The following is a 26,333-nucleotide window of genomic DNA, read 5'->3' on the forward strand; positions in this document are numbered from 1 at the left end:
GCGTGCTCCGGCGGATCCACCGACTCCACCGCCTCGTCCGGCGAGCCGAAGGCCGGCGGCGACCTGACCTATCTCGACTCGCTCACCTGGAACACGCTCTACCCGCCCGGGGGCGGCTTCTACCCCAACGGCGGCATCATCAACAACATCGCCGACCGGCTGCTGTACCAGAACCCCGAGACGCTCGAGCTCGAGCCGTGGATCGCGACCGCGCTTCCCGAGGTGAACGCGGATGCCACCGAGTACACGTTCGACATCCGCACCGACGTCACCTACTCCGACGGCACCCCGCTGACCGCCGCCAACGTCGTCAAGAACCTCGACCTGTACGGCAAGGGCGACCCGGACAAGAAGCTGGCCGTGTCGGAGGCGATCAACAACTACGACCACGGCGAGGTCGTCGACGACGACACCGTGACCTTCTACTTCTCGGCGCCCGCGCCGGGCTTCGCGCAGGCGGTGTCGACCATCAACTCGGGCCTCCTGTCCGATGCCACGCTCGACAAGTCCACCGAGGGCTACGGTCCGGGCAACGCCACGACCGTGATCGGCAGCGGCCCGTTCGTCATCTCCGACGAGAAGGTCGGCACCGAGATCGTGCTCACCGCGCGCGACGACTACGACTGGGCGCCGCCGTCGCTGGAGCACCAGGGCCGCGCGCTGCTGGACTCGGTGACCTACAGCGTCGCCGGCGAGGACAGCGTCCGGGTCGGCGCGGTCGTCTCGGGTCAGGCCGACGCCGCGCGTCAGATCGAGGCGCCCGACGAGGCGCAGTTCAAGGCATCCGGGCTCGCGCTCGTCGCCGCCGCGACCAACGGCGTCAACAACGGCCTGAGCTTCCGCTTCCGCCACCCGCTGCTGCAGGACGTCCGCGTGCGCGAGGCGATCATCGCGGGCATCGACCGGCAGGCGATCGTCGACACCCTCTTCACCGAGAACTACCATCTCGCCACCGGTGCGCTCGCGAAGACCGCGCTCGGCTACGTCGACACGTCGGAGTACTACGAGTACGACCCGAAGAAGGCGGCGAAGCTGCTCGACGAGGCCGGCTTCGTGCCCGGGGACGACGGCGTGCGCGTCAAGGACGGCCAGCGGCTCACGCTGCAGTTCAACGAGGCGCTGCCGCAGCCGCGCTCCAAGGAGGTCGTCACGATCATCCAGGAGCAGCTGAAGGACCTCGGCATCGAGGTGAAGCTGTTCCCCGGCGACCAGGCCGCGCAGGACATCGCGCGCCTCGACATCGACACGATCCAGGTGTACCACTCGATGGTCGGCCGCGCCGACTTCGACGTCCTGAAGTCGCAGTACGCGTCGAAGAACCGCAACACGCTGCTGAACCTCGACACGCGCGACGGCAGCGTCGGCGACGCCGAGCTCGACGAGCTGCTGTCGGCGATCGCGTCGGAGCCCACCTCGGACGAGCGTCAGGCCGCGTCGGAGGCGGCGCAGCGGCACCTCGCCGAGAACGCGTACATTCTCCCGATCTTCGAGGAGCCGCAGGTGTTCGGCCTGCGCGCGGACGTGCAGGGCTTCGCCACCGAGTCGGTCGGCCGTCCGAGCTGGTACTCCGCCTGGCTCGACCGCTGATGCCGCAAGGATCGGGGGCGGGCGCGATCCGCCCCCGATCCCGCTGTGAAGGATGGACATGACCTACGTGCTGCGCCGGCTGGGCCAGGCCGCGATCGTGCTCGTCCTGGCCTACACGGTCGCGTACGTGCTGCTGGGCGTGCTGCCCGGCGACGCGATCCTCGCCCGCTACGGCAGCCCGGAGCTCGGCCTCACCCCGCAGCAGCTGGACGAGATCCGCGCCGCGTACGGGGCGGACGAGCCGCCGCTCACGCGGTTCTTCGAGATCACCGCCGGGTTCCTGCGCGGCGACTTCGGCTACTCGGTGCAGTCCGGTGCGGCGGTGTCGACGCTCATCGCGACGGCGCTGCCGTCCACGCTGCTGCTGGCGGTGCTCGGCATCGTCCTCGCGGTGCTCGTCGCGGTCACGGTGGCCTTCACCGCGACCTACGGCGGCCTTCCCATCCTGCGACGCGTGTTCCGCGGCATCCCGCCGCTGTTCGTGTCGGTGCCGGTGTTCTGGCTCGGCATCATCCTCATCCAGATCTTCTCCTTCCAGCTCGGACTCGTGCCCCTGATCGGCGCGACGCCGGCGCAGTCGCTCATCCTGCCGGTCGCGACGATCGCGGTGCCGATCGCGGCGCCCCTCGCCCAGGTGCTGACGCGTAGCATCGACGACGTCAAGGCGCAGCCGTTCGTCTCGGTCGTCAAGGCGCGCGGGGCGAGCACGTCGTGGCTCCTGTGGCGCAACGTCTCGCGCAACGCGCTCCTGCCCACCCTGACCATGGCCGGCCTCCTCTTCGGCGAGCTGGTCGGCGGCGCCGTCGTGACCGAGACGGTGTTCGGGCGCGCCGGGATCGGCCAGCTCACCGCGCAGGCGGTCGCCAACCGCGACACCCCGGTGCTGCTCGCCGTCGTCGTGCTCTCGGCGGTGACGTTCGTGCTCATCAACCTCGTGGTCGACCTGCTCTATCCCGTCCTCGACGCCCGGCTCCGGAAGGGGGCACGCGCATGACCGCCGTGACCGCGTCGATCTTGACCGCAGCCGGCCGCGGCTCGCGGCGCCTCTCCGTCGGCGTCGTGCTCTCGGTCGTCGTGATCCTCGTCGCCCTCGCGTGGGCGATCGCGCCCGGCCTGTTCGCCCCCGGCGACCCGACCCACGGCACCGCGATGACGGCGCTGCAGGCGCCGAGCGCCGAGCACGTCTTCGGGACGGATGCCACGGGCCGCGACCTCTACACGCGCGTCGTCTACGGTGCGTCGCAGTCGATCAGCGCCGCGCTCATCGCGGTGCTGGTCGGGTTCGTCGTCGGCACCACCGTGGGCGTCGTCGCCGGCGCGCGTCCCGGCGCCGTCGACGACGTGCTCATGCGGATCATCGACGTCATGCTCGCGATCCCGACGCTGCTGCTGTCGCTCACGGTCGTGATCCTCCTCGGCTTCGGCACGTGGACGGCCGCGCTCGCCGTGGGCGTCACCTCGATCGCCGTGTTCGCCCGGCTCGCGCGGTCGCAGGTGGTGAGCGTCCGCACGAGCGAGTACGTCGAGGCCGCCTACGGCAGCGGCGGCACCTTCCTGAGCGTGCTGTGGCGCCACGTGCTGCCGAACTCGCTCACGCCGGTGATCGCGCTCGCCGCCCTCCAGTTCGGGTCGGCGATCCTGCAGATCTCGACGCTCGGGTTCCTCGGCTACGGCGCGCCGCCGCCGACGCCGGAGTGGGGCCTGCTGATCTCGGAGGGCCGCAACTACGTCGCCACCGCGTGGTGGCTCACGGTGCTCCCCGGCCTCGTGGTGGTGTTCGTCGTGCTAGCGACGAACCGCCTCAGCCAGGCGATCCGCGGGGGTGAGGGCCGATGAGCGCCGAGCGAGCGCTGCTGCGCGTCGACGACCTGCGCGTGGCCTATCACACCCGCCGCGGCCACGTGCAGGCGGTCGACGGGGTCACCTTCGAGGTGCGGCCCGGCGAGGTCACCGCGCTCGTCGGCGAGTCGGGCTCGGGCAAGACGACCGTCGCCCAGGCCGTCATCGGGCTCCTCGCGGGCAACGGGCGCGTCACCGGCGGCGGCATCCGCCTCGGCGACACCGAGCTGACCGGGCTGAGCGACCGGCGCATGCGCGACATCCGCGGGCGGCGCATCGGCCTCATCCCGCAGGACCCCGGCAACTCGCTCAACCCGGTCGTCACGATCGGCGCGTCGATCGCCGAGAGCCTCAGGATCCACGGGTGGCGCGACCGCGCGAAGATCCGCGCCCGCGTCCTCGACCTGCTCGAGCGGGTCGACATCGACGACCCCGAGACCCGGATCCGGCAGTACCCGCACGAGCTCAGCGGCGGCATGCGGCAGCGCGTGCTGATCGCCGCCGCGCTCGCGCTCGAGCCCGAGCTCGTGATCGCCGACGAGCCCACGAGCGCGCTGGACGTCACGGTGCAGAAGCGCGTGCTCGACCTGCTCGACCGCCTGCGCACCGAGCTCGGCGCCGGCGTGCTGTTCATCACGCACGATCTGGCGGTGGCATCCGACCACTCGCAGAGCCTCGTCGTCATGCGCGGCGGACAGGTGCAGGAGCAGGGTCGCACGGCCGAGGTGCTGTCGGCGCCGGCATCCGAGTACACGCGCACGCTGCTCGCCGACGCGCCGTCGCTCGGCCGCATCGTCGAGCGCGTCGCCCCGCGCGCCGCCGTCGAGGGCGAGCGGCCGCTCGTGGAGGTCGAGGGGCTGCGCCAGGAGTTCTCGCGGGGGAGGGGGCACGCGCCGTTCGTCGCGGTCGACGACGTCTCGTTCGCGATCGCGGCGGGCACGACCCACGCGCTCGTCGGCGAGTCGGGGTCGGGCAAGACCACGACCGGGCGCAGCATCGCCGGCTTCGGCCGCCCCACCGCGGGTCGGATCCTCGTCGACGGCGTCGACGTCACCGCGCTGCGGTCGGCGCGCGACTTCCGACGCACCGCGCAGCTCGTGTACCAGAACCCCTACGGGTCGCTCGATCCGCGCCAGAGCGTCGCGGCGATCGTCGAGGAGCCGCTGCGCAACTTCGGCATCGGCGATGCGAAGGAGCGCGACGAGCGCGCCGCGCACTTCCTCGAGCTCGTCTCGCTCGCCCCCGAGATCGGCGCGCGCAAGCCCCGTGAGCTGTCCGGCGGCCAGCGTCAGCGCGTCGCGATCGCGCGCGCGCTCATCCTCGAGCCGCGGCTCGTGGTGCTCGACGAGGCCGTCTCGGCGCTCGACGTCACGGTGCAGGCGCAGATCCTGCGGCTGCTCTCGCGGCTGCAGGCCGAGCTCGGACTCACCTACGTGTTCATCTCGCACGACCTCGCCGTGGTGCGGCAGATCGCCGACACCGTCTCGGTGCTCCGCCGCGGCACCCAGGTCGAGCTCGGGCCCACGCGACGCGTGTTCGAGCAGCCCGAGCACGACTACACCCGCCAGCTGCTCGCGGCGATCCCCGGCGTCGCGTTCCGCGGCGCCCACCCGACGGAAGGACACGACCGATGACAGGCCCACGCGTGGGGTTCTTCACCCGACTGCTCGAGCAGGCGTCCGCGGCCGACCGCTACCGGTTCGCGCTGGAGCAGATCGAGCAGGCCGAGCGGGTCGGCTTCGCCTCGGCGTGGATCGCGCAGCACCACTTCCACGAGCAGGAGGGCGGGCTGCCGTCGCCGCTCGTTCTCCTCGCGGCGGCGGCGCAGCGCACCGCGCGCATCGCGCTCGCGACCGGCATCGTGACGCTGCCGCTCGACGACCCGATCCGCGTGGCGGAGGATGCCGCGGTGCTCGACGCCCTCAGCGGCGGGCGCGTGCAGCTCGGGGTCGGCACGGGCGGCACCCCGTCGTCGTTCGAGGCGTTCGGGCACACGTTCGACGAGCGGCGGGCCGTCTTCGCCGACCATCTCGAGGTGCTCGTCGACGCGTTCTCAGGGCGTGGCATCCGCGGCACCGCGGAGTCGCTGTACCCGGTCGCGAACGGTCTGGAGCGCCGCCTGTGGCAGGCGACGTTCTCGGCCGAGGGGGCGGCGCGCGCGGGTGCGCGCGGCGACGGGCTGCTGCTGTCGCGCACGCAGCCGCGCCCGGCCGACCGGCCGGACGCGACCCTGTGGGACGTGCAGCGACCCGTGATCGAGAGCTACCTGGCGGCCCTCGGCGACCAGGCTCCGCCGCGCATCCTGGCCTCACGCACGGTCGTCGTCGTCGGCCCCGAGGACCGCGCCGCGATCCTGGAGCGCACCGACGCGGGCCTGCGCGATCTCGCGGCGCGATTCCTGAAGCTGGATGCCGCGAGCCTGACCCTCGACGAGCTGCGCCGCCTCACCGACACCCACGTGGGCACGGTCGACGAGGTGGTCGCCTCGCTCGGCGCCGACGAGACCCTGCACCACGCCACCGACGTCGCGTTCCAGGTGCACTCGGTCGACGCGCCGCACGAGATCACGCTCCGCTCGCTCGAGCTGCTGGCGACCGAGGTCGCGCCGCGGCTCGGCCTGCGGGTGGGCCCCGAGACGGCCGCCGAGCTGCACGCCACCGCGACGGCGGACGCCGCCGCACACCTCCACCCGGAAGGACGTCCATGAACGCACCGCCCCCGGCCTCCGTCGCGGAGGCCGCAGACATCATCGACCTGCTCGCCGGGGTCGCACCGGGCGACCCGCTCGACGCGATCCGCGCGCGGCGGCCGCAGGCCCGCGAGAACGCGCAGCGCAGCTTCGAGGCGCTGCTCGAGCCGGCCGACCCGGGCACGTTCCCGCTGGCCGAGCGCTACGCGATCGCGGCCTTCGTGTCGCAGCTGCACGGCCTCGCGTCCGCCGCGGAGTTCTATCGCGACCTCCTCGACGACGAGGCGCCGCTCACGGTGGCGGCGATCGAGGCCGCCGCCGGCGACGCCGAGCGGACGGGACCGTACGGCGTGTACCGCGAGCCGGGGCTCGCCGCCGAGAGCGTCGTCGGCGACGCGTGGGCGCCCGAGCCCGCGCTCGTCGCCCTCCTCGGCGAACGGCTGAGCGTGGCGCTCGCGCACGCGCACCTGCTCGTCTACCGGCCGCGCGAGTCGAACCCGGCGGCCCTCGCCGCGCTCGTGGAGGCGGGCTGGTCGACCGACGACATCGTCACCCTCTCGCAGCTGGTGGCGTTCCTGTCGTTCCAGCTGCGCACGGCGTGGGGCCTGCGCGTGCTGGGCGAGGCGGCATCGGCCGTGGGAGCGACGGAGGAGACCCGATGAGCGTCACCGAGTACGAGACGCTGGACCGCCCCGAGCGGTTCACGCAGGAGGGCCTCGGCTGGGTGCCGTGGCTCGAGCCGGTCGCCGAGGCGGACCTCACCGCGGCGCAGCGCGACGCGCTCATCGACGAGTTCCGCATCAAGAGCCCGTACTTCCGCCTGCTCGTGCGGGATGCCGACGCGCTCCGCGCGCGCACGCTCACCGACCTCGACATCTTCTACAACACCGCCGACGGCATCGGCCGCGCCGAGCGCGAGCTCGCCGCCACCGCGGCCTCGCGCAGCAACGGGTGCGTCTTCTGCGCCTCCGTGCACTCGGCCGCGGCGACCCGCGAGTCGGGCCGGCGCGACGACGTGCAGCGGCTGCTCGACGAGGGCGTGGGCGCGGATCTCGGCGACGAGCGCTGGAACGCCGTCGTGGCGGCATCCGTCGCGCTCACGACCACCCCGCCGGCCTTCGGCGCCGAGCACGTCGCGCGGCTGCGCGACGCCGGCCTCGACGACGGCGAGATCGTCGACGTGATCAACGGCGCGGCCTTCTTCAACTGGGCGAACCGGCTGATGCTCTCGCTCGGCGAGCCCGAGATCCCGGCGCGGCGCAGGAAGGCGTCGTGAGCATCCCCGCCGAGCTCGACCACGTCGTCATCGCGGGACCGCATCTCGGCGATCTCGTCGACTGGTTCGCCGCGCGCACCGGCGTCGTCGCGACCCCGGGCGGGGTGCACCCGACCGGCACCGCCAACGCGCTCGTCGCCTTCACGGTCGACGGCCGCCGAGGGCCGCACTACCTGGAGCTGATCGGCCCCGACCCTGCCGCCGCCGAGGCTCCGGCCACGTTCGGCATCGACCGGCTCACCGCGCCGGTCGTGCGCACGTACTCGGTGCATCCGTCCGGCATCGACGAGGTCGTGGCGCGTGCGGCGGCCGCCGGCCACGACCCGGGTGCCGTGGTCGGGCTCTCGCGCCGCACTCCCGAGGGTGCCCTGCTGAAGTGGCGCCTCACGAAGGGCCACGAGTCGCGACGCGACCTGCCGTTCCTCATCGACTGGGGGAGCACCGCGCACCCGGGCCTCGGCGACCTGCCGACGGTCGAGCTCGTCTCGTTCGAGCGCGTCGAGCCCGACCCGGCGGCCGCGCGCGCGGCGCTCGACGCCTTCGGCCTGCCCGCGGGAGCGCTCGCCGACGTCGTGCCGGGAGATGCCGCGGCGTTCCGTCTCACGGTGCGGACGGCCGTGGGCGACGAGGTCGTCCTGTAGGGCGGCGCCGTTCACGCAGAGCGTCGTCCGGCACGGACGGAGGCAGACGAAAGGCCCCAGTCGCCTGGGGCCTTTCGTGTTGTTCGTCCTGCCGTCGCCCGTGCGTTCCCTCTCGGGCTCGCGACTCGTTCTGCGGTGTCCCCACACCGCGTCGCTCGTACCGGTCGTACCCCCAGGAGATTCGCTCGCTCGCAGGCGGATCGTGCTCCGTCCCAGTTGGAAGACCCGCCCCCACTCTCTGCGATCGAGGGTTGCTCGATGCTAACCGGTCAGAACTTGGGAAGTCAAGTTCCAACTCTGGCGTGTCGACGCGCCTTCCTCGGGACGGACGGAATCTCGACGTCCCGCGGTCGTGTGCGGGACGGGAGCGAAAAGTAGGATGAGAGAAAGATGAGAAGTTGTGGGTGAGTCATCGTGAGCAGTTCGTGGACCGGCGCGCCGCGTGAGCCGCAGCGGCTCTCGCGCGCCGAGATCGAGAGCAGGCTGCTCGACACGGCCAGGCAGCTCATCCAGCGCGCCGGGCTCACCGTGAGCCTCGAGCATCTCCGCCTCGACGAGCTGCTCGAGCTGGCCGACGTGCCGAAGACCTCGTTCTACCGCGTGTGGCAGAGCAAGGACCGCTTCTTCGCGCGCCTGCTCGAGGAGCTCGTGCAGCCCGAGGGCGGCGTCGGAGCCGCCTACGACCCCGAGACGATCCGGGTCGCCGGGGCCGTGATCCGCCAGCACCCCGACCTGCTGGTCACCGCCGAGGGCCGGGAGCGAGTGCTGCGCGAGACGATCCGCCTGGGCGCGCAGCAGAACTTCGCGTCGCTGCTGAGCTCGGTCGGCTGGCGCACGTACATGGCGATCCTCGCGACCCTTCCCGGCATCGCGGACGAGGGGGCGCGCGAGCGCATCAAGACGGCGCTGCAGGTGGCCGAGAACGACTTCCTCAACCGCATGGCCGACTTCTACAGCGGTCTGCTGCCGGTGCTGCACTACCGGCTGCGCCCGGGCATCACGACGAGGCACGTCGCCGCCGCGGGCGCCGCCGTCGTCGAGGGACTCGTGCAGCGCTACGTCGTGAGCCCCGAGCTCGTCGACGGCACGGTGCCCGGTCCCGCGATCGACGGCGGCACGACCGACTGGAGCCTCGCGGCGCTGGGCTTCCTCGGCGTGATCCAGGCCCTCGCCGAGCCCGACCCCGACGCCCCGGGCGCCTGAGCGTCGGCGCCTACGACTCCGACGGCACCAGGGGCAGCTCCGGGCCGTGGTTCCAGGCCAGGATGGAGGGCTGCTCGCGGTAGAAGCCGAGCACCGAGACCGAGCCGGCATCCAGCGTGATCATGGCGCCGAACCGGGGCGCGAGACGCAGGAACACGGCGGTGAGGATGCGCAGGTAGTGCCCGTGCGCCACGAGGGCGACGTCGCCCTCGGCGAGGGCGGGGAGCACCCGCGTCAGCACGCGCGACGCGCGCGCGGCGACCTCCTCGACCGTCTCGCCGGGCGTCTCGCCGCGGATCACGCCGTGCGTGAACGCGCTCCAGTTGTAGCCCAGCTCCTGCCGGATCTCCCTCGTGGTGCGACCCTCGTACCCGCCGTAGTCCCACTCCACCATGAGCGGGTCGATGTCGGCGTCGAGGCCGGCCAGCTCCGCCGTGCGGCGGGCCCGCTGCAGGGGCGAGCTCAGGATGAGCCGGAAGTCGTAGCCGGTGACGAGGGCGCCGGCCCCGCGGGCCAGATCCTCGCCGTGGGCGGTGAGCGGGATGTCGGTGAGGCCGGTGTGCTTTCCCGCCTTCGACCAGGCGGTCTCGCCGTGCCGCAGCAGCACGAGCTTGCCGGAGGGGTTGTCGGGGGCGGGGCGGTCGGGGAGCGCGTCGAAGGTGGTCACGCGGCAACCGTAGCGTGCCTGGGGCGTCGTTCGGATGAGGCGACGGGCATTGGTCTTACACTGGCCGTCAGGGGCGTCGCGCGTCGACGCCGGAGGGGGAGCTCCATGGCCAACGTCGTCTTGCGTCGCGCATTCGTGACCGGTGCCGCGCTCTCGATCGTCCTGCTCGCGGCGGGCTGCGGCACGCCGCCGTGGGAGGAGGACGCCGCGGCGCCGACACCCGCATCGTCCCGCTCGGCCGTCGCCCCCACTCCCGTCCCCAACGACCTGTCCGGCGGATCGACGCAGCGGGAGCTGGAGGCCGGCGCGGTCGTCGCCACCGTCGACTACTGGTCGTCACTCGACATGGGCGAGTGGACCGCCGACGCGCTCAAGCCGCTCGAGATCTCGATGACCACGACGATCACGCCCGCGGACGGGCAGAAGGTGTTCCTGCAGCGGGCGAGAATGGTCGCCGTCCCCGGCACGCCCGCCGGCGATCTCGCACCGCTGGACGCGCAGACGGATGCCGCGACCGTGAGTCCCGGCTACCTCGTGCTGTCGCCCTACAGCTACTCGCAGACCTTCACCGTGGGCGCGCTGCCCGAAGAGGCCACTTTCGTGACGCTCCGACTCGAATACGACTTCCTGGTGCAGGCCACGCCCACCTCGAGCGACTACGCCAAGCAGACCGTGACCGACGTGCTCACGGTCGCCCTGGCCCGCTGAGCAGTCGCTCCACGACGGCCGGGCCCACGCGCTCCCACCGGTCGCCGCCGTTCTCACGGGCGAGCGCGGCCGCCTCGCGACTGAAGTAGAGCAGCGATCCGAGGTCGTAGCCGGAGGTCGACGTCGGCGCCCAGCCGGCACTCGCCGACGGCTGCACGGCGATGCGACCGTCGAGATCGAGCTGCGAGATCTCGAGCAGCACGGTGCGGATCAGCTCTCGGATCGCGGCATCCGGTCTGGGCACCACGACGACGGCGCGGGCGGCATTCGGCGCGCCCACCTCGGCCTCGGCGGGGAAGACGTCGCGGACCGCCGCCTGGAACCGCTCCGTCAGCTGCGAGAGGGCCGTGCTGCCGACGGTCTGGCGGATCTCGGTCACGTCGTCGAGCTCGAGCCACACGACCGAGGACGCCTGCCCCGCCCGTTGCGCGCGCGCGAGCTGCTCCGCGGCCGCGCGCTCGAAGTGCTGCCACCCCGCCTCGGAGCCGTTCGCCGACCGGCTCCGGCGGATCCGTTCACGCGTGGAGATGTCGAGCACGGCGACGATCGCGCAGACCACGTAGACCACGATGCCGATCGACCCGACGAGACGGACGACCGCGGGGTCGACGCCGTCGGTGATCGGGAGCCAGAGGCGATTCACGACGCCGATCGCCCCGGCCACGCCGAGGACGCCCACGACGGGGAAGGCGAGCGAGACGATCGCGAGCGGCCATTGCAACGGGTCTTGTCGCCGCGGCATCCGACGCCATTCCACGAAGAGAAGCAGGCCGAACACGGAGGCGGCGAGGAAGACGAAGCGCGACAGCGAGGCGTACCAGTCCGTGCCACTGGAGAGGGCGAGCGCCCCCATGGAGAGCACCGAGACGACGGGACCGATCCACGCCAGGTTGCGAGCGCCGCGGAGCGCGCGGAACCCGGACCACAGCAGGGCGGGTGCGCCCATCATCAGGCCGACCGAGATCCCGCGCACGGGCTCGAAGCCGTCGGCAGAGCCCGCCACCATTCCATACGACGCGACCATGACCAGCGTGAACGTCAGCGACCACCACAGCGTGCTACGGCTCGGCGCCATGAGGAAGGCGACGCCGATCGCGAGCATCGTCGCGGCGGTCGCGATCGCCACCTGTGCGATGCCCACGCCGGGACCGTCGAGCAGGATGAGGTCGATCACACCGCCTCCTTCACGGACGCCATCGTGCGAGCCGAAGCCCGCGGCAGACGGACCGTGACGGTCGTGCCCGTGTGCGCCTCGCTCTCAATCGTCAGCGTTCCCTTGTGCGCCTTGACGATGTCGCGACTGATGCTGAGCCCCAGACCCGTCCCGCTCGCGGTCTCCTTCGCCTCGTCGGTGCGGAAGTAGGGAGTGAGGATGCGGGGCATGTCGGCGGAGGAGATCCCGATGCCGGTGTCGGCGACGGTGAGGACGACCTCGTCGCCCTCGAGTGTTCCGGTGATGTGCACCTCGCCCTCCCGGGGCGTGTATTTGATCGCGTTGCTCACGAGGTTGTCGACGACCTGTCTGATGCGGAATCCGTCGGCGGTCGCCAGCAACGGTCCGCTCATGCGCAGCTGCACCGAGACGTCGTGCGCGATCGCCGCGGGGCGGAACGAGTCGATCGAGTCGGTGACGACCTGGCGCATGTCGACACGCCCCAGGGAGTCTTCGGCGGGCGCTGCGGAGTGCGAGCCCTTCAGCATGCTCGTGGCCATCTCGAGCATGCGCTCGCTCGCGCGCACGATCCTCTCGAGCCGCTCCCGCGTGCGGGGGGTGAGGTCATCGCTCTCCAGGGCGAGCTCGGCGTTGCCGATCATGACCGTGAGTGGATGCCGCAGCTCGTGCGAGGCGATCGCCGTCAGCCGCTCGCGCTCGCGCTGGGCGTGCGTGATCGCGGTGACGTCGTGGACGAGGAGGAGCACGGCCGCGTCCTCGTTGCCCCACGAGCCCTCCCTCTTCGCGGTCACGGACAGGGCGCGCCACTCGCCCTCCATCGTGAAGAGCCAGACACGCACGTCGGTGAAGACCGCTCCGCGCGCCGCGCGCGCGAACGGGCGCTCCGCCAGCGGCACCGGCATCCCTCTCAGCCCGTCGTACTCGACCGATCGTGCGGGCTGACTGGGATCGAGCGGATTCAGCCCGTAGAGCTGGATGTAGGCGTCGTTGACGGCGAGCACGGTGCCTCCGTGCGCCACGCGCACGACGCCGATGTCGAGACGGTTCAGCATCTCGGTCACGCGGCGCTCCTGTTCGGAACGGCGGGTCAGGGTCGCGTTGAGGCGACGTGCCTGCCGGTTCAGCAGCTTGCGGAATGCGTGCATCTGGCGCATCGTCAGATGCGCGGTCACGCCGATGAACGTGAGCGAGAGCATCACGATGAGCACCGGCAGGACGGCCAGCTCGTTCGAGTTGAGCGCCGCATCGATCAGCACGATGACCGCGATGCCGCTGAGCATCGAGGTCAGCACCAGCGGCCGGAAGTGCATCGCCGCCCACATCACCGGGAAGACCCACAGGTAGCTGAAGCGCAGGCTCGTGCCGAGCGTGACCGAGCCGATCGCGAGCGCGTCGAGGAAGGGGATCGCCAGCACGGCCCCCTGAGGCAGCCGCGACCAGGGCGCACCGAGTGTGATCGCGGTCAGCGCGAGGATGCCGAGGATGCCGGCGGCGAAGCTGGCCTCGAGGAACAGCGACGGCGTCAGCACGGTCACCAGCAGTGCGATGATCACGACGCCGGCCGCGAGCACCAGCTGGGTGAGCCAGATCGAACGCGTCCGCGAATCAGGCGCACTCGCGAACGGCTCGTTCGACAACCCCCCGGTAGTCATGACAGCGAGTCTAGAGGGGCGCACGCCCGCCACCCGGGAACGGCGTTGCGGCAGCCTTGAGGAAACCTTGCGCCAGGCTTCGTGGTCCCCGAAAGCTTCGTTGCGGTCGGTGGGAGATGCTGTTCATGCAGCGGGAGAACGCCCGCCGCACAGACCTCGATCCGAAGGCGAGACCGTGACCGTACTGGCACCCCGCACCGCAACCGTCCACACCGACGGCGTCGACGCCGAGCGCGACCTCGCGGACGACTTCGAGTCGGTGATCGAGCAGATCTCGATCCACCGCTCCACGATCGGCTGCGTCATCCCCGCCTACAACGAGGAGGAGTCGATCGCCCAGGTGATCGAGGCGCTGCTCGCCCAGACCCGCGTCCCCGACGCCATCCACGTCGTCGTCAACAACACGACCGATGCCACCGTCCGGATCGCGTCGACCTTCAGCGGCCCGCACGAGCTGGAGACCGAGCTCGGCTCGCAGTTCACCGAGGTGTTCGTCCACGACATCGGCAAGAACCCCGACAAGAAGGTCGGTGCCCTCAACTACGGCTACGCCCTCGTCGAGGGGTACGACTACCTGCTCGGCGTCGACGGCGACACGGTCGCCGACCGCCGCGCTGTCGAGCTCCTCGAGGCCGAGGCCGTCTCCGACACGCGCATCGGCGGCATCTCGGCGATCTACTCGATCGACGACCGTCCCATCAAGGGCGCGATCGCGAAGTTCCTGATCGCGGGCCAGCGTACGCAGTTCGCCGCGTTCAACCTGCAGAACATGCTGCGCGGCCGCAACATGGCGGTGCTGGGCGGTCAGTTCTCGATCTTCTCGACGCACGCGCTGCGCGAGGTCATGGCCGCGAACCACCAGTCGACGCCGTGGGTGCGCGACAGCGAGGTGGAGGACTCGCTGCTGTCGCTGCAGATCAAGAGCGCCGGCTACCTGACCAAGATCAGCCCGTTCGCCCGCGCCGACGTCGGCGGCATGACGACGCTGCGCAGCTACGACGCGCAGCAGGTGAAGTGGACGTACGGTGCGATCGAGCTGATGTGGCCCGGCCAGCGCGGTGACACCAAGGGGCAGCCGTTCCACCCGAACCTGCGCGTGCGCTGGTTCGAGAACCTGGCGATGGTGACGAACCTGTTCGTCCGGGTCGCGTTCCTGGTGCTCTTGGCCGGCTCGCTCTCGATCGGCGCCTTCGTCTTCTCGCCGTGGTGGCTGCTGCCGCCGGTGGTCGCGATGCTGCTCAACCTGCGGGTGGCCCTCACGATGAACGACCGCGACGCGCGAGACATCCTGTTCGCCGTGACGCTGGTGCCCGCGGAGCTGTTCATGTGGATCCGGCTGAGCCACTTCATCCGCTCGTGGACGCGCTTCCTCTCGCGCAAGCAGGTCGACAACTGGGCGATGCAGGCGAAGGCCGAGCGCGGTGGAGGCCACGGTCACTGGGTGCCGCTCATCGTCCTGGCGGCGGTGCTGGTCGCGATCGGCGTGTGCTGGACGATGCTCGGGCCCGTGGTGCAGTCCTCGATCCTGTGGATCGGCTGGCCTGTGGTCGGTGTGGTGACGGTGCTGCAGACGCTCTCGATGTTCGTTCAGCTCACTCGTCGCCAGCACGGGTTCAAGGTCTGACGGTCGAGGCCGCGAGATGGGGGAGCCTCGGAGCAGCTGGGGAGCTGCGGAGCCCGGGACTGGGGAATCCCGGGGCGGGGGATCGGGGAAGGTCGGGACTGGGGAGTCCCGCCGGAACCGGAGAGGGGATGCGGGGGAGGTTCGGACTGGGGAGTCCGGAACGAACGGGGGAGGTTCTGGACTGGGGAGTCCGGAACGAGCCGGGGGTGCCGGGACTGGGGAGTCCCGGACGAGCTGGGGATGCTGGGGAGAACTGGGGAAGCCGGAGCTGGGGCTCTGGACGGACGGGGCGCTGGGGCGCTGGGGGAGGTTCTGGACTGGGGAGTCCGGAACGAGCCGGGGGTGCCGGGACTGGGGAGTCCCGGACGAGCTGGGGATGCTGGGGAGAACTGGGGAAGCCGGAGCTGGGGCTCTGGACGGACGGGGCGCTGGGGCGCTGGGGGAGGTTCTGGACTGGGGAGTCCGGAACGAACGGGGACGCGAGTACTCACGTCGGGACTGGGGAGTCCCGGATGAGCTCGGGGAACCGGGGAGCGGGAAAGGCTCGGGACCGGGGGAGTTCCGAGGAGCGGGGCACCTCTGGGGAGGGGTGCCCCTTCCGGGCGTCAGGACGCGATGAGGTCCTCGGACGTCAGCCGGTAGCCGACGCCGCGCACGGTCTCGATGTAGCGCGGATTGGTCGGGTTGTCGCCGAGCTTGCGGCGGAGGTTCGTCATGTGGGCCTCGACCGCGCGCTTGTCGGCCTCGCCGACCAGATATGAGGTGACGTAGGACTCGCCGCGCAGGACGAGCGTCAGATCCGCCTTGCTGCGGACGCGCCGCTTGGACTGCATGAGCGTGGCGAGCAGGTCGAACTCGGTGCGGGTGAGATCGAGCTCGTCCAGTCCGAGCGCCGCGATACGGGTCTCCGGATCGACGCGGAGGTCGCGGTGCACGAGCCAGTCGGCGTCGTCCGGCAGGGTATCCTGCCCGTTGGATGTGGGCGACGGCTCAGTGGCGGCCGGAGTCGCGGCGGGTGTCGCGACCGGAATGACCGGCGGGCGCACGGGGAAGGAGGGACCGACCTGGTCCTGCGCGGGGACTGCGGGCGTCGGCGGCGACTGCCGGTGCCGGCGCATCAGGGCGTCGATGCGCGCACGCAGCTCCCGGGGACGGAACGGCTTGGTCAGGTACTCGTCCGCGCCGGCGCCGAGGCCCAGCACGACGTCGGTCTCGTCGTCGAGGCCGGTGAGCATGATGATGTAGGTGTCGCTCTGCGCGCGGATCCGGCGGGCGGCCTCGAAGCCGTCGATGCCGGGCATGTGCACGTCGAGCGTCGTGATGAGCGGCTGGTAGGCGGCGACGGCACGGACGCCGTCGAGCCCGTTGCCGATGGAGACCGTCGAGAACCCGGCCGACTCGAGCACCTCGGCGAGCAGGTGACGAATGTCGGGATCGTCCTCGATGACGACCGCGGTCTTCAGGGTGTCGGCCGAACCGTCCATAGGGGCCCCCGTTTCAGCGAGTGACATGAAAAAGGGGTGACGACATAGACATCGCTCCACCCCCGTCGCACGATGCCTCTCTGATCGTACAGCCATCGCGCGCGCCCCGTTCGGAACACGACGGCGCGACGCACCCGCGCGAGCCGGTCGGTGTCAGCGGTAGCGGTAGTGCTCGGAGACCGTGTCGATCCACCCCGCGAACGAGCGGGCCTGCTGCTCCTGCCCTGCCCCGACCGGTGCGAGCCACGTCTGCCCGGCCACCTCCACGAGCAGGAAGGCCGCCCGCGGGTCGACTGCGCGCTTCAGCAACCGCGGCGTGATCGCGCCCGTGGGCCCGAACAGCGTGTGTGCGGCGGCGGGAGCGCTGAGCCGCCCGCGCTTGACCAGCTCGGCGCCGCTCTCGTACGAGGCCGCGGCGCCCCCGATCGGTTGGCTGAGCGCGCCGAAGTGGATCCAGCGGCCGTCCACGACGATGCCCGCGAGCGAGCGCTCCTCGCCGCTGTACCTGACGGCATCCGCCCAGCGGGCGCCGTCCCACCACCGCTGCCGGCCGCGACCGTCGTCGTACCAGCCCGGCGCGGTGGGAGCACCGGGAACGGCGTCGCTGTGCAGCTCGACGTCGCGCTCGCGCAGGTCGACGTAGTGCTCGGTCCAGCGGGCGCCGTCCCACCACCGCTGTCTGCCGGTGCCGTCGTCGTACCAGCCCGCCTCCGGTCCCGTCGTCATGACTGCGCACCTATCCAATCCGCGAAGCTGTCCGAGGCCGGGTCGAGATGGCGGAGACCCGGGATGCCGGCGAAGGCGCGATCGGCGGAGACCAGAGCCGTCACGTGATCCCGCCGCAGCGCAGCGGCGGCGAGCACGGCGTCGAACGCACCCACCCGATCGTTCTCGCGGAAGATGCGCAAGCCCTCGTCGAGGTCGTCAGCGTCGGGCGAGATCAGCGGGGACAGCAGAGTCACGAACTGCGCGGTGAGCGCCGCGGCATCCGCCCGGCCGCGCCGGCGCGCGCGGACATGCGCGAACTCCTGCAGGACCTCGACGGTCGTGGTCGCCCGCAGTCTGTCCTCGCCGATCGCCGCGACGACACGTCGGCACGGCTCGCGCAGCGCGTGTTCCGCGCCCACGGCGTAGAGCAGGACGGTCGTGTCGAGGACGATCATCCGCGCCGCCCGCGCAGGTCGTCGAGCTCCCGAACGAGATCGGATACCGACGGCGCCTCGATCGGCGGCGCGGCGAGGATCGCCGACGCGGCCTGCGCGCGCTCCGCAGCGGTCGACGGGTAGACGACGTCGATCGCCGAGCGCACGAGCGAGGCCACCGACACGCCGCGCGCCGACGCCGTGCGCTCCAAGCGGTCGCGCTGGGCCGCGTCGATGAGCACCTGCAATCGCTCCGTCTTCATGAGCATACTGTAGCATGTGTAGGTTACAGAAGGCCGTTCCGGCGCTCGCGCGGACGAGACGTCCGCGGGCCGACGGTGCCTGTTGACAGGTCCGGAGACCGCGCGGACACTGGGGTCATGGACGTCGACTGGCGCGACGACTGGCTCTTCCGCATCATCTGCTCGCTGGCGCTGCGGGGCCTCGGCCTCGTGAGCGTGGGCCTGCTGATGTTCGGCACGCTCGCCCTCGTGCAGGGGCTCCTGCTCGGGATCGGAACGGTCGTCGCCGTCATCGTCGGCGGCGTCGGCCTCGCCGCGTGCATCGTGCTCGCCCGGCTGAACGCCGCGAGGCGGCCGGTCGGCGCGCCCTGAGCGGCGAGACCGTGCCGCTCCTCACCGCAGGTGGAGGACGTTCTCCCGTGCCTCGGCCTGGTGCTCCCTGACGCTCATGCCGGCGTGCCGCCGGAACGTGCTCTCGCCGCGCGGCTGAGCCCGGGTCGCGCCCGCTCAGATCTCCCAGTCGGACGAGTACGCCCGGTCGCGGAGGCGGTCGCGCAACTCGGAGTGGACGGCGATCGTCTTCCGCAGCCGGGTCGCGACGGTCTCGCTCAACGCGTCGGACGTCGTCCAGTCGCGTTCGGTCGCGTAGACGACGTACGGGTTCACGATGCACTTGAAGTCGAGCATCATCGAGGCGGCGAGCGCGCTGTAGGCCATGTACGAGTGGGGCAGTCCGCCGGCGCAGAGGAAGGTCACGATCTTGTCGAACCAGGCGGCGCGTCGCCCGTCCTCGCCGGTCGCGCCGGTCAGCTCGATCAGGTTCTTCGCCGCGCTGCCCGCGCTCCAGTTGTAGACGGGCATCGCGACGACGACGCTGTCGGCGCCGTCGATGAGCGCGTGGGCGCGATTGAACGCCTCGGAGTCGAAGGAGTCCCCGTTGTCGAACGCGGGCACGGGCGTCTCCCTCAGATCGAGCAGCCGCGTGGTCGCCCCTGTGCTCTCGAGCTCCGCGCGCGCCGCCCGGGCGAGCCGCCGACTCTTGCTGCCGGCATCGAGGCTCGAGGAGATCACGAGCGTGTAGGGCCGGCGCGGCGCGTGGGTCATGACCTCATGATCGCAGTCGGCGGCGGTGTCGCGAGCATCGGGGCGAGGCCCTGCGCGTACTGTCGCACGTGTACGCCGGCGTCCGTCGAGCGGAGGGAGAGCTTCGTGGACCAGGTGCTGCCGCCGCGGCTGTCGCCCGGCGATGCCGTCGCGCTCGTCGCTCCGGCGAGTTGGGCGGAGGACGACTGGATCGACGAGACCGCGCGACGCATCGCAGACTGGGGATGGCGCGTGCGCCGCGGCGCGCGCGTGCGCGATCGACTGGGCTACCTCGCGGGCTCCGATGCGGATCGGCACGACGACCTCGACGCCGCCATCCGCGACCCGGAGATCCGCGCGATCGTCTGCGTGACGGGCGGCTGCGGCAGCTTCCGCCTCGTCCGCGGACTCGATCTGGGTGCGTTGCGGGCGGATCCGAAGCCGCTCGTGGGCTTCAGCGACATCACCGCGCTCCACCGCGCGTGGCAGGCGGCCGGCGTCGTCTCGTTGCACGGCGCGGTCGCCGGGGATCATGCCGACACCGTCCGAGGCCTGTTGCTCGGCGCGATCCCCGAGCCGATCCACGCGGATCCGGCGCGCTACGGCGTCGACCTCACGACGACCGGTCGGGCGACCGGGCCGCTCGCCGGAGGGAACCTCGAGATGCTCGCCCGGGGCGTCGGCGTGCTCGACGTCGATCTGATCGGGCACGTGCTGCTGATCGAGATCAACCGCGCGGCCGGCCTCGGCATGGTCGACCGGGCGCTCACGCAGCTCATCGACTCGGGCTCGCTCGAGGGGATCGTCGGTGTCGCCGTGGGCACCCTCGACGGGTTCGAGGGCTACCGTGACCGCGGCTGGGACGTGCGGGACGTGCTGCGTGAACGTCTGGGCACGCTACGGGTACCGATCCTCGCCGGTCTCCCGCTCGGGCACGATCCGGATCCCGTGACGGTGCCGCTCGGCGCGATGTGCGAGCTGGATGCCGATGCCGGCACGCTCCGATGCAGCGCCGGTCTGCGGTAGGCGAGGCGGCGGCCGGGCTCACGACGTCGGGGCGAGGGCGTCGAGCACGGCCTGGGCCGTGCGGGCGGTGTCGAGCCAGCTCGGCAGCGACGCACCGGCATCCGCCGCCGCCTTCGACATCGCCGAGCGGCGGACGCCGTCCTGCAGCAGCACCCGCAGCGCGTCGGCGAAGGAGTCCGGATCGTCCGGCGGCACCAGGAGGCCCGCGTCCGCCGGCACGGTGTCGGGCACCGCGCCGGTGCGGCACGACACGATCGGGAGCCCGTGTGCGAGTGCCTCGTCGAAGACGATGCCGTAGCCCTCGTAGCGGGTCGCGAGGGCGAAGACGCTCGCCCGGCGGTACAGCGCGTCGCGCCGCGCGACCGGCACCTCGCCGGCGAAGCCGACGCGGTCGTCGAGCCCGAGCTGCGCGCGCAGCCGGGAGAGGTCGGCGGCGTGCTCGGCGTCGTAGGCCGAGCCCACGATCGTCGCGGTCCACTCGAGGTCGGTCACCAGCGCGAGCGCACGGAGGAGGACGTCGTGGCCCTTCCGCGCATGGCGGATGCCCACCGACAGGATCAGCGGCGGCTCGACGGGCGTACGGCGACCGGTCGGGCGGTCGGTGCCCGGGCGCGCGACCGTGATGCGCGCGGGATCGGCGCCGTACTCGTCGACGAGGATGCGGGCGGTGTGCGGACTCGGGACCAGCACGGCGTCCGCGACGCGGAGGTTGTCGCGCTCTGTGCGGAACAGGTGCGCGCGGCGGGCCGCGTCGAGCCCCTCCTCGTGCGCGAGCGGATGGTGCACCATCCCCACGATCGGTGGGGCGATGCGAGCGAGCGCGGCGGGGTCGATCGAGCCGAAGACGAAGCCGTCCAGGATCAGCGGCGTCGCGGCATCCACCGCCGTCATCGCCTCGACGGCGTGCGCGTGATCCGCGGCGGACGGGTCGGGGAACGTCGCCCCCAGCGGAAGGTGGACGACGTCGGTCCCGACCTCGCGCAGGCCCTCGAGCAGCCGCCGCTCGTACAGATAGCCGCCGGTGACGGTGTCGAGGTCGCCCGGGATCGCGAAGACCGCGCGCCTCACGCCTGCTGCTCCGGCGCGTACACGCGGAGCACGCGCGACTCGAGGGCGCCGACGGCCGCGTAGCCGAGCGCCGACAGGGCCGTCACCAGCACGACGGCGCCCGCGAGCACGTCGTACCCCGAGCGGGATGCCGCGAGCGCCATGAGGGCGCCGATGCCCGTGCCGGTGGCCAGCCACTCCACGACCGTGACGGCGAGCACCGCCGCGGGCACGCTCATGCGCGCCGCCGCGAAGAACGCGGGCAGCATCGCCGGGATGCGCACCCGCACGAGCTGCGTGCGTGCGGGCGCGGCGTAGCTGCGCAGCACGTCGAGCGCCTGCCCGGGCGCCTGACGCAGGCCCTGCAGGCACGCGACGAGCGTGGGGAAGAACACCATGATCGCCACGAGCGCGATGCCGCCGACCGCGCCGCGGCCGAGGAGCAGCACGACGAGCGGCGCGGTCGTCACGATCGGCACCGCCCGGAGAGCGATCGCGACGGGCATCGCGACGGATTCCGCGCGAGGCATCAGCACCAGCAGGATCGCCGCGCCCGCACCCGCGGCGAGGCCGGCCAGATAGCCCGGCACGGCGAGCACCGCGGTCTCGCCGAGCGCGGTGAGCAGGGCGTCGCGCACGGCTCCGCCGTCGCCCGTGCCGGAGAGGATGCGCACCACGTCGACGGGGGTCCGCGCGAAGAACGGGTTGAGCCCCGTCACGACGATGCCGCCCCACCACAGCGCCACGATCACGACGACGAACGCCGCAGCGGTCAGGGCGGCGCTCCGGACGCGTCGGCGGGTGGAGGCGCGGGGCCGGGCGGGGGCGAGGATGATCGGGGGCGCCTCGGTCACGAACCGCCTGCCGATCGCGCCGATGAGCGCGTACGCGACGACCGACACGACGGTCGCGACGGTCGCGAGGGCCCACGTGAGCTCGATGTCGAGGTCGCGCGAGGCACGGATGGTGAGCACGCCGAGACCGCGCTCCGCTCCGGTGAACTCGCCCACCATGGCGCCGAGGAATGCCGCCGGCGCGGCGATCTGCAGCCCCGCGACCAGGTAGGGGAGCGCGGCCCGTGCCCGCACGTGACGGAGCGCCGCAGCTTCGCCTCGCCCGTAGCTGCGGACGAGGTCGAACCAGCCGGCCGGTGCCGCTCGCAGCCCCACGAGCACGGGGATCATGGTCGTGTAGTAGACGGCGAGGGCCGCGAGCGCGATCTGGGGTCCGTCGCCCGGGCCGAGCAGCACCCGCAGCACGGGGCCGGTGGCCACCAGCGGCAGGCAGAAGACGACGAGCGCCACCACGGTCACGACCCGCTCGGTGCGCGGGAGCAGCACCGACATCGCCGCGAGCGCCACGGCGGCGAGGTTGCCGATCACGAACCCGACGAGGGCCGCCTGACCCGTCACGAGGAGCGCGCGCCCGAGGAGGCCGGCGTGCTCGACGAGCGCGATCGCGACCTCGCTGGGCGCCGCGAGGACGAACGATCCGCTGATGAGCCGCGCGACGATCTCCCACAGGGCGAGCAGCGCCAGGATAGCGAGGGCCGTCTCGCCCCGCCGGGCGGTGCGCACGGGGCGCTCGGTGCGCGGCGGTGCGCTGATCGTCTCGGTCATGGCCGTGGGTCGGATGCGGCGGCGTCGGGAACGGCGATGTCGGGGACGGTGATGTCGGGGACGGCGACATCATCGCGGGGGATGCCGGTGGCCGCGGCATCCGCCCCGCCCGTCGGCCGGCCCTCGGAAGCCTCGCGACGCGAGCGGGCGAGCGCGTCGGTCACCTCGTCGACGACGTCCTCGAACGCGCGGGAGCGCGACAGCGCGGGCGTGCGCGGGTGCGGCAGGCCGACCGGCACGTCGGCGACGATGCGCGCCGGCCGGGGGCTGAAGACGACGATCCGGTCGGCGATGCGCACGGCCTCGGCGATCGAGTGGGTCACGAGCGCGGTGGTCGTTCCCCGGCGGCGCCACAGGGGCGGCAGCTCGGCGACGAGATCCTGCCGTGTGAGCTCGTCGACGGCGCCGAACGGCTCGTCGAGCAGCAGCAGCTGCGGCTGCGTGACCAGGGCGCGCGCGATCGCCGCGCGCTGCCGCATGCCGCCGGAGAGCGCGGCGGGTCGGACGTCGCCGAAGCCGTCGAGGCCGACCAGGCCGATCAGGCGGTCGACCGCCGCCGGGTCGGCGGGGCGGCGAGCGAGCGAGAGCGCCAGCGCGACGTTCTGACGGACGGTGCGCCACGGCAGCAGCGAGGGGTCCTGGAACGCGACGGCGAGGTCGCCCCGTGCGGCGACGGTCGCCGGGCGCGCGCCGTCGATCGACACCGATCCGTCGGTGGGCTGCTCGAGGCCCGCGACGAGCCGCAGCAGGGTCGACTTGCCGCAGCCGGAGGGGCCGACGAGCGCCGTCGTCCGGCCCGCCGCGAGGGTGAGGTCAAGAGGGGCGATCGCCTCCAGGTCGCCGGGATAGACCTTCGTGACGCCCGCGATCTCGACGACCGGCGCACCGCTCGGGTGCGCGGCATCCCCATCGGCACGCGCGTCAGCGACCATGGACCTGTTCCAGGATCGACCGATCCCACAGGCTCGCCTCGACCGGGTGGCCGAGCAGTTCGAGGGTCTTGCGATTGGCCTCGACCGACTCGTCGGTCCACCAGCCGAAGCCGAACTCGTCGGTGAGCGGCGAGAACATCAGCGGCACCTGAGCGGCCGCCTGCAGGCGCTGCGTCTCGAGGTCGAGGCCGGCGTCGGGGAACATGTCCACGGTCAGCTGCGCCGCCGCGTCGGTGTCGGTGCGGTACTCCTCCCATCCGCGCACCTCGCCGGCCATGAGGGCCACGAGGTCGTCACGGCGCTCGGCGAGGCTCTGCTCGGTGGCGATGTAGGTCTGCGAGTGCACTGCGTACCCGAAGTCGGCCATGAGCATCGTGACGCTCTCGATGCCCTGCACCGTCATCGCGACCGGCAGGTCGGTCTGCCAGCACAGCAGGCAGTCGACCTCGCCGGCGAGCAGCGGCTGGGCCGAGTACTGGGTCGGCACCACCTCGATGCGGTCGACGTCGACGTCGTTGAGCGTGCACAGCGTCTCGAGCACGGGTGTGTTGGCGAGCGCCATGCCGATCCGCATCCCCTCCAGGTCGGCGGGCTCGTTCACCGGGCGCTGGGGGAGCGACGCGATCACGAAGGGGTTCTTCTGCATCGCGACGCCGATGATGCGGAAGGGGGCGCCCTGGGCGACGGCGGCGGCGGTGTAGTCGGCCGCCGAGATGCCGACGAGGGCGGTGCCCGAGACCACCGGGGGCTCGACGGGCGCGTTCGGTCCGCCCTGCAGGAGCGAGACGTTCAGTCCGCCGTCGCTCCACCACCCGCGGTCGAGCGCGATGTAGCTGCCGCCGAACTGCACCGAGTGCAGCCACGACAGCTGCAGCGCGACATCGCGGGCGGCGAGCCGATCGTCAGCCGGTTCGGAACGGCTGCATCCGAGCGCGAGCCCGGCGAGGCCGACGGCGCCGACGAAGCCGGCGCCGAGCAGGGCGCGGCGCGAGAACGTGCGGTGTTCGTTCATGGGACTCCTTCGGGCGGGTGGTCCGCGGCGGATGCCGCAACACGACGTGCTTCGAGCCTGTCACCTCGCACGGGTCGCGGGCAGGCCTTGACGCGAGCGGGACAGGCGGGCGATGTCGAGGCCGAACGACCACGCGACGAGGCCCGCGGCGAGCGCGACCAGCGTGAGAGCCGCCCAGGGCGGGAGGAACGGCAGCTGCAGCGCGATCAGCGCGATCAGCTGCACGACGCAGACGGCCTTGCGGCTGAAGCGGGGAGCGAGGGGCGCGTTCAACCAGGGCGCCAGGAGCTCTGCGACGCCGAAGACGTAGCGCGGCAGCCCGAGGACGAGCGCGAGCGGCCCCGCGGGACCGAACGCCGCGAGCACCGACAGCACCAGTGCGAAGGCGGAGTCGACCTCCATGTCGAACGCCGCCCCGAACCGCGATGCGAGTCCCTGCCGCCGCGCCAGCCGGCCGTCGACGCCGTCGAGGCACAGCGCCACGACGCCGAGGGCGACGATCGTCGTCGCGTGTCCCGCGGTCGCGTGTGCTCCGCCGGCGAGGAGGATGCTCAGCAGCAGGCCCACGATCGTGAGCCGCACGAGCGTCACGACGTTGGCCGCGCCCAGACGCGCGTGCGGATGGGTGCGGTGCATCCCGACGGTGCACACGACGAGCGCCGCGACGAGTGAGCCGGCACCGGCCGCGACGGATGCCGTCGGCATCCCGAGCAGCATCGCCGTGGCGGCCATCGTGCCGACCGCCGCGACGCCGAGCGCGACGAACCGCGGCACGGCACCGCCGTGCGCCGGCGCAGCGGAGACGTGCGCGCCGCCGGCGATCCGTGCTCGTACAACGGCCATGAACCGCACGCTAACAGTTGTCGGCGGGGTGCGGCCGGGATCGGCCGGTTTGCCCGGGGGCCTTGACTTTCGGGTGTGGCGTGCCTAGCCGGGCGGCGCGGTGCGATCCCATCGGTCGAGAACCTGCCGAAGTGTGTGCGACGTCGCGCCCGGTGCGTCCCAGGTGACGACGTGACCGGCATCCGGGATGACGTGCTCCACGATGTTCTCGGCGTGCGCCCACCGGGGCATCGCGGTGGCGATGTTCCCGGTGCGATCCTCGGCACCCCGCACCAGCGCGAGCGGCACCGGCGCGCGGTACTCGGGGTCGGGATCGACGAACGACACGGTGGCGGTCCAGACCTCGAGGAAGCGTCGCTTCGGCATGCGGGCGAAGACCCGCTGGGTGCGGCGGATGGCTGACGGCGTGATCGCTGACGCGCGGGCCATGAGGCCCGGAAGGGTGTGAGCGGGGATCAACGTCAGGGAGGGCGCCGCAAGACGGAGTGCGAATCGTTCCAGTCGTGACAACGGTCCGGTGTTCCACGTCGCATCGACCACGATCAACCCGGCTGCCCGGTCAGGGTGAGAGCGGACGAAGGCCTGGGAGAGATTGCCTCCGAGTGAGTGCCCCACGAGCACGGCTCTGTCGACGCGGCACTCCTTCAGCAACGCCGCGAGGTCTTCGAGCGCGTCGGCGGCCGTGAACCGGGCCTGCGGGGCCAGCGTCGACTCGCCGTGCCCGCGCATGTCCCAGAGGATCACGCGGTAGTCGGCGTCGGTCAGCGCGACGGCCTGCTCCTCCCACATCGTGTGATCCATGCCGGCGCCGTGCGTGAGCACGACCGCCGGGCCGTCCGAGGC

The 26,333-nt window shown here is 72.2% G+C and carries 27 protein-coding genes; 13 read left to right on the forward strand and 14 right to left on the reverse strand.

The features are described from left to right. The 9 genes from WML84_RS02980 to WML84_RS03020 all read left to right on the forward strand — a co-directional run. Positions 1 to 1,587, forward strand: a 1,587-nt coding sequence (locus tag WML84_RS02980) for a TIGR04028 family ABC transporter substrate-binding protein (RefSeq protein WP_347344661.1), incomplete at its 5' end; no start/stop codon positions are given. Between the two features lie 58 nt (positions 1,588 to 1,645). Continuing rightward, positions 1,646 to 2,581 carry an ABC transporter permease gene (locus WML84_RS02985; RefSeq protein WP_347344662.1) on the forward strand — a complete coding sequence of 312 codons (936 nt, stop codon included), beginning with the start codon at positions 1,646 to 1,648 and terminating at the stop codon, positions 2,579 to 2,581. Beyond that, positions 2,578 to 3,423: an ABC transporter permease gene (locus WML84_RS02990; protein ID WP_347344663.1), complete on the forward strand. Its 846-nt coding sequence runs from the start codon at positions 2,578 to 2,580 to the stop codon at positions 3,421 to 3,423. The genes WML84_RS02985 and WML84_RS02990 overlap by 4 nt, the downstream gene beginning before the upstream one ends. Continuing rightward, positions 3,420 to 5,060, forward strand: a complete 1,641-nt coding sequence (locus tag WML84_RS02995) for an ABC transporter ATP-binding protein (RefSeq protein ID WP_347344664.1) — start codon at positions 3,420 to 3,422, stop codon at positions 5,058 to 5,060. The genes WML84_RS02990 and WML84_RS02995 overlap by 4 nt, the downstream gene beginning before the upstream one ends. Then, positions 5,057 to 6,133, forward strand: a complete 1,077-nt coding sequence (locus tag WML84_RS03000; RefSeq protein ID WP_347344665.1) for a putative FMN-dependent luciferase-like monooxygenase — start codon at positions 5,057 to 5,059, stop codon at positions 6,131 to 6,133. Before WML84_RS02995 ends, WML84_RS03000 begins: the two co-directional genes overlap by 4 nt. Next, on the forward strand, positions 6,130 to 6,777 hold the full coding sequence (locus tag WML84_RS03005; protein WP_347344666.1) for a CMD domain protein: 648 nt from the start codon (positions 6,130 to 6,132) through the stop codon (positions 6,775 to 6,777). The genes WML84_RS03000 and WML84_RS03005 overlap by 4 nt, the downstream gene beginning before the upstream one ends. Continuing rightward, complete coding sequence (locus tag WML84_RS03010) at positions 6,774 to 7,391, forward strand: alkylhydroperoxidase domain protein (RefSeq protein ID WP_347344667.1); 618 nt, start codon at positions 6,774 to 6,776, stop codon at positions 7,389 to 7,391. Before WML84_RS03005 ends, WML84_RS03010 begins: the two co-directional genes overlap by 4 nt. Next, positions 7,388 to 8,032, forward strand: a complete 645-nt coding sequence (locus WML84_RS03015; RefSeq protein WP_347344668.1) for a VOC family protein — start codon at positions 7,388 to 7,390, stop codon at positions 8,030 to 8,032. Before WML84_RS03010 ends, WML84_RS03015 begins: the two co-directional genes overlap by 4 nt. 414 nt (positions 8,033 to 8,446) lie before the next feature. Further along, complete coding sequence (locus WML84_RS03020) at positions 8,447 to 9,235, forward strand: TetR/AcrR family transcriptional regulator (RefSeq protein WP_347344669.1); 789 nt, start codon at positions 8,447 to 8,449, stop codon at positions 9,233 to 9,235. A gap of 10 nt (positions 9,236 to 9,245) precedes the next feature. On the opposite strand, the gene WML84_RS03025 is transcribed toward WML84_RS03020, so the two are convergent. Further along, positions 9,246 to 9,902, reverse strand: coding sequence for a histidine phosphatase family protein (locus WML84_RS03025; protein ID WP_347344670.1), 657 nt, complete (start codon positions 9,900 to 9,902; stop codon positions 9,246 to 9,248). 105 nt (positions 9,903 to 10,007) lie between these two features. On the opposite strand from WML84_RS03025, the gene WML84_RS03030 reads away from it, so the two are divergent. Then, positions 10,008 to 10,610 carry a hypothetical protein gene (locus WML84_RS03030; RefSeq protein WP_347344671.1) on the forward strand — a complete coding sequence of 201 codons (603 nt, stop codon included), beginning with the start codon at positions 10,008 to 10,010 and terminating at the stop codon, positions 10,608 to 10,610. On the opposite strand, the gene WML84_RS03035 is transcribed toward WML84_RS03030, so the two are convergent. Both WML84_RS03035 and WML84_RS03040 read right to left on the reverse strand, forming a co-directional pair. Next, entirely contained in the window at positions 10,588 to 11,784 is a 1,197-nt protein-coding gene (locus WML84_RS03035; RefSeq protein WP_347344672.1) for a hypothetical protein, read from the reverse strand. The two genes, WML84_RS03030 and WML84_RS03035, sit on opposite strands and share 23 nt — an antisense overlap. Beyond that, positions 11,781 to 13,436: a PAS domain-containing sensor histidine kinase gene (locus tag WML84_RS03040; RefSeq protein ID WP_347344673.1), complete on the reverse strand. Its 1,656-nt coding sequence runs from the start codon at positions 13,434 to 13,436 to the stop codon at positions 11,781 to 11,783. Before WML84_RS03040 ends, WML84_RS03035 begins: the two co-directional genes overlap by 4 nt. Before the next feature lie 184 nt (positions 13,437 to 13,620). Here WML84_RS03040 and WML84_RS03045 point away from each other — a divergent pair, with 184 nt between their 5' ends. Then, the gene (locus tag WML84_RS03045; RefSeq protein ID WP_347344687.1) at positions 13,621 to 15,060 is read left to right on the forward strand and encodes a glycosyltransferase family 2 protein; all 1,440 of its coding nucleotides are present in this window, start codon (positions 13,621 to 13,623) and stop codon (positions 15,058 to 15,060) included. Positions 15,061 to 15,665: 605 nt separating this feature from the next. On the opposite strand, the gene WML84_RS03050 is transcribed toward WML84_RS03045, so the two are convergent. From WML84_RS03050 to WML84_RS03065, 4 genes are all read right to left on the reverse strand, one after another. Further along, the gene (locus WML84_RS03050; RefSeq protein ID WP_347344674.1) at positions 15,666 to 16,544 is read right to left on the reverse strand and encodes a response regulator transcription factor; all 879 of its coding nucleotides are present in this window, start codon (positions 16,542 to 16,544) and stop codon (positions 15,666 to 15,668) included. A 153-nt stretch (positions 16,545 to 16,697) separates the two neighbouring features. Continuing rightward, the gene (locus WML84_RS03055) at positions 16,698 to 17,270 is read right to left on the reverse strand and encodes a DUF2510 domain-containing protein (protein WP_347344675.1); all 573 of its coding nucleotides are present in this window, start codon (positions 17,268 to 17,270) and stop codon (positions 16,698 to 16,700) included. Next, entirely contained in the window at positions 17,267 to 17,707 is a 441-nt protein-coding gene (locus WML84_RS03060; protein ID WP_347344676.1) for a PIN domain-containing protein, read from the reverse strand. The genes WML84_RS03055 and WML84_RS03060 overlap by 4 nt, the downstream gene beginning before the upstream one ends. Beyond that, a complete protein-coding gene (locus WML84_RS03065) occupies positions 17,704 to 17,949 on the reverse strand; it encodes a hypothetical protein (protein WP_347344677.1) in 246 nt (81 codons plus the stop codon). Before WML84_RS03065 ends, WML84_RS03060 begins: the two co-directional genes overlap by 4 nt. Before the next feature lie 117 nt (positions 17,950 to 18,066). On the opposite strand from WML84_RS03065, the gene WML84_RS03070 reads away from it, so the two are divergent. Further along, positions 18,067 to 18,300, forward strand: a complete 234-nt coding sequence (locus WML84_RS03070; RefSeq protein WP_347344678.1) for a hypothetical protein — start codon at positions 18,067 to 18,069, stop codon at positions 18,298 to 18,300. 135 nt (positions 18,301 to 18,435) lie between these two features. Here the strand turns inward: WML84_RS03070 and WML84_RS03075 are convergent, their stop codons facing one another. After that, positions 18,436 to 19,032 carry an NAD(P)H-dependent oxidoreductase gene (locus WML84_RS03075; protein WP_347344679.1) on the reverse strand — a complete coding sequence of 199 codons (597 nt, stop codon included), beginning with the start codon at positions 19,030 to 19,032 and terminating at the stop codon, positions 18,436 to 18,438. A 105-nt stretch (positions 19,033 to 19,137) separates the two neighbouring features. On the opposite strand from WML84_RS03075, the gene WML84_RS03080 reads away from it, so the two are divergent. Continuing rightward, entirely contained in the window at positions 19,138 to 20,037 is a 900-nt protein-coding gene (locus WML84_RS03080; protein ID WP_347344680.1) for an LD-carboxypeptidase, read from the forward strand. Between the two features lie 18 nt (positions 20,038 to 20,055). On the opposite strand, the gene WML84_RS03085 is transcribed toward WML84_RS03080, so the two are convergent. From WML84_RS03085 to WML84_RS03110, 6 genes are all read right to left on the reverse strand, one after another. Next, positions 20,056 to 21,105, reverse strand: a complete 1,050-nt coding sequence (locus WML84_RS03085; RefSeq protein ID WP_347344681.1) for a glycosyltransferase family 4 protein — start codon at positions 21,103 to 21,105, stop codon at positions 20,056 to 20,058. Continuing rightward, positions 21,102 to 22,703 carry an ABC transporter permease subunit gene (locus tag WML84_RS03090; protein ID WP_347344682.1) on the reverse strand — a complete coding sequence of 534 codons (1,602 nt, stop codon included), beginning with the start codon at positions 22,701 to 22,703 and terminating at the stop codon, positions 21,102 to 21,104. The genes WML84_RS03085 and WML84_RS03090 overlap by 4 nt, the downstream gene beginning before the upstream one ends. Next, positions 22,700 to 23,635 carry an ABC transporter ATP-binding protein gene (locus tag WML84_RS03095; RefSeq protein WP_347344683.1) on the reverse strand — a complete coding sequence of 312 codons (936 nt, stop codon included), beginning with the start codon at positions 23,633 to 23,635 and terminating at the stop codon, positions 22,700 to 22,702. The genes WML84_RS03090 and WML84_RS03095 overlap by 4 nt, the downstream gene beginning before the upstream one ends. Continuing rightward, positions 23,625 to 24,647: an ABC transporter substrate-binding protein gene (locus tag WML84_RS03100; RefSeq protein ID WP_347344684.1), complete on the reverse strand. Its 1,023-nt coding sequence runs from the start codon at positions 24,645 to 24,647 to the stop codon at positions 23,625 to 23,627. The genes WML84_RS03095 and WML84_RS03100 overlap by 11 nt, the downstream gene beginning before the upstream one ends. Positions 24,648 to 24,707: 60 nt before the next feature. Next, positions 24,708 to 25,490 carry a CDP-alcohol phosphatidyltransferase family protein gene (locus tag WML84_RS03105; protein ID WP_347344685.1) on the reverse strand — a complete coding sequence of 261 codons (783 nt, stop codon included), beginning with the start codon at positions 25,488 to 25,490 and terminating at the stop codon, positions 24,708 to 24,710. An 84-nt stretch (positions 25,491 to 25,574) separates the two neighbouring features. Beyond that, on the reverse strand, positions 25,575 to 26,333 hold a 759-nt coding region (locus WML84_RS03110), incomplete at its 5' end, for an alpha/beta hydrolase (protein ID WP_347344686.1).

Source organism: Microbacterium sp. (assembly GCF_039812165.1).
Lineage (GTDB): Bacteria > Actinomycetota > Actinomycetes > Actinomycetales > Microbacteriaceae > Microbacterium.

What these genes read in the sequence shown, in the direction of transcription:
- WML84_RS02985 (WP_347344662.1), top strand. Translation starts at nt 1,646, where the DNA reads ATGACCTACGTGCTGCGCCGGCTGGGCCAGGCCGCGATCGTGCTCGTC.
- WML84_RS02990 (WP_347344663.1), top strand. Translation starts at nt 2,578, where the DNA reads ATGACCGCCGTGACCGCGTCGATCTTGACCGCAGCCGGCCGCGGCTCG.
- WML84_RS02995 (WP_347344664.1), top strand. Translation starts at nt 3,420, where the DNA reads ATGAGCGCCGAGCGAGCGCTGCTGCGCGTCGACGACCTGCGCGTGGCC.
- WML84_RS03000 (WP_347344665.1), top strand. Translation starts at nt 5,057, where the DNA reads ATGACAGGCCCACGCGTGGGGTTCTTCACCCGACTGCTCGAGCAGGCG.
- WML84_RS03005 (WP_347344666.1), top strand. Translation starts at nt 6,130, where the DNA reads ATGAACGCACCGCCCCCGGCCTCCGTCGCGGAGGCCGCAGACATCATC.
- WML84_RS03010 (WP_347344667.1), top strand. Translation starts at nt 6,774, where the DNA reads ATGAGCGTCACCGAGTACGAGACGCTGGACCGCCCCGAGCGGTTCACG.
- WML84_RS03030 (WP_347344671.1), top strand. Translation starts at nt 10,008, where the DNA reads ATGGCCAACGTCGTCTTGCGTCGCGCATTCGTGACCGGTGCCGCGCTC.
- WML84_RS03040 (WP_347344673.1), bottom strand. Translation starts at nt 13,436, where the DNA reads ATGACTACCGGGGGGTTGTCGAACGAGCCGTTCGCGAGTGCGCCTGAT.
- WML84_RS03050 (WP_347344674.1), bottom strand. Translation starts at nt 16,544, where the DNA reads ATGGACGGTTCGGCCGACACCCTGAAGACCGCGGTCGTCATCGAGGAC.
- WML84_RS03055 (WP_347344675.1), bottom strand. Translation starts at nt 17,270, where the DNA reads ATGACGACGGGACCGGAGGCGGGCTGGTACGACGACGGCACCGGCAGA.
- WML84_RS03060 (WP_347344676.1), bottom strand. Translation starts at nt 17,707, where the DNA reads ATGATCGTCCTCGACACGACCGTCCTGCTCTACGCCGTGGGCGCGGAA.
- WML84_RS03065 (WP_347344677.1), bottom strand. Translation starts at nt 17,949, where the DNA reads ATGAAGACGGAGCGATTGCAGGTGCTCATCGACGCGGCCCAGCGCGAC.
- WML84_RS03070 (WP_347344678.1), top strand. Translation starts at nt 18,067, where the DNA reads ATGGACGTCGACTGGCGCGACGACTGGCTCTTCCGCATCATCTGCTCG.
- WML84_RS03075 (WP_347344679.1), bottom strand. Translation starts at nt 19,032, where the DNA reads ATGACCCACGCGCCGCGCCGGCCCTACACGCTCGTGATCTCCTCGAGC.
- WML84_RS03090 (WP_347344682.1), bottom strand. Translation starts at nt 22,703, where the DNA reads ATGACCGAGACGATCAGCGCACCGCCGCGCACCGAGCGCCCCGTGCGC.
- WML84_RS03095 (WP_347344683.1), bottom strand. Translation starts at nt 23,635, where the DNA reads ATGGTCGCTGACGCGCGTGCCGATGGGGATGCCGCGCACCCGAGCGGT.
- WML84_RS03100 (WP_347344684.1), bottom strand. Translation starts at nt 24,647, where the DNA reads ATGAACGAACACCGCACGTTCTCGCGCCGCGCCCTGCTCGGCGCCGGC.
- WML84_RS03105 (WP_347344685.1), bottom strand. Translation starts at nt 25,490, where the DNA reads ATGGCCGTTGTACGAGCACGGATCGCCGGCGGCGCGCACGTCTCCGCT.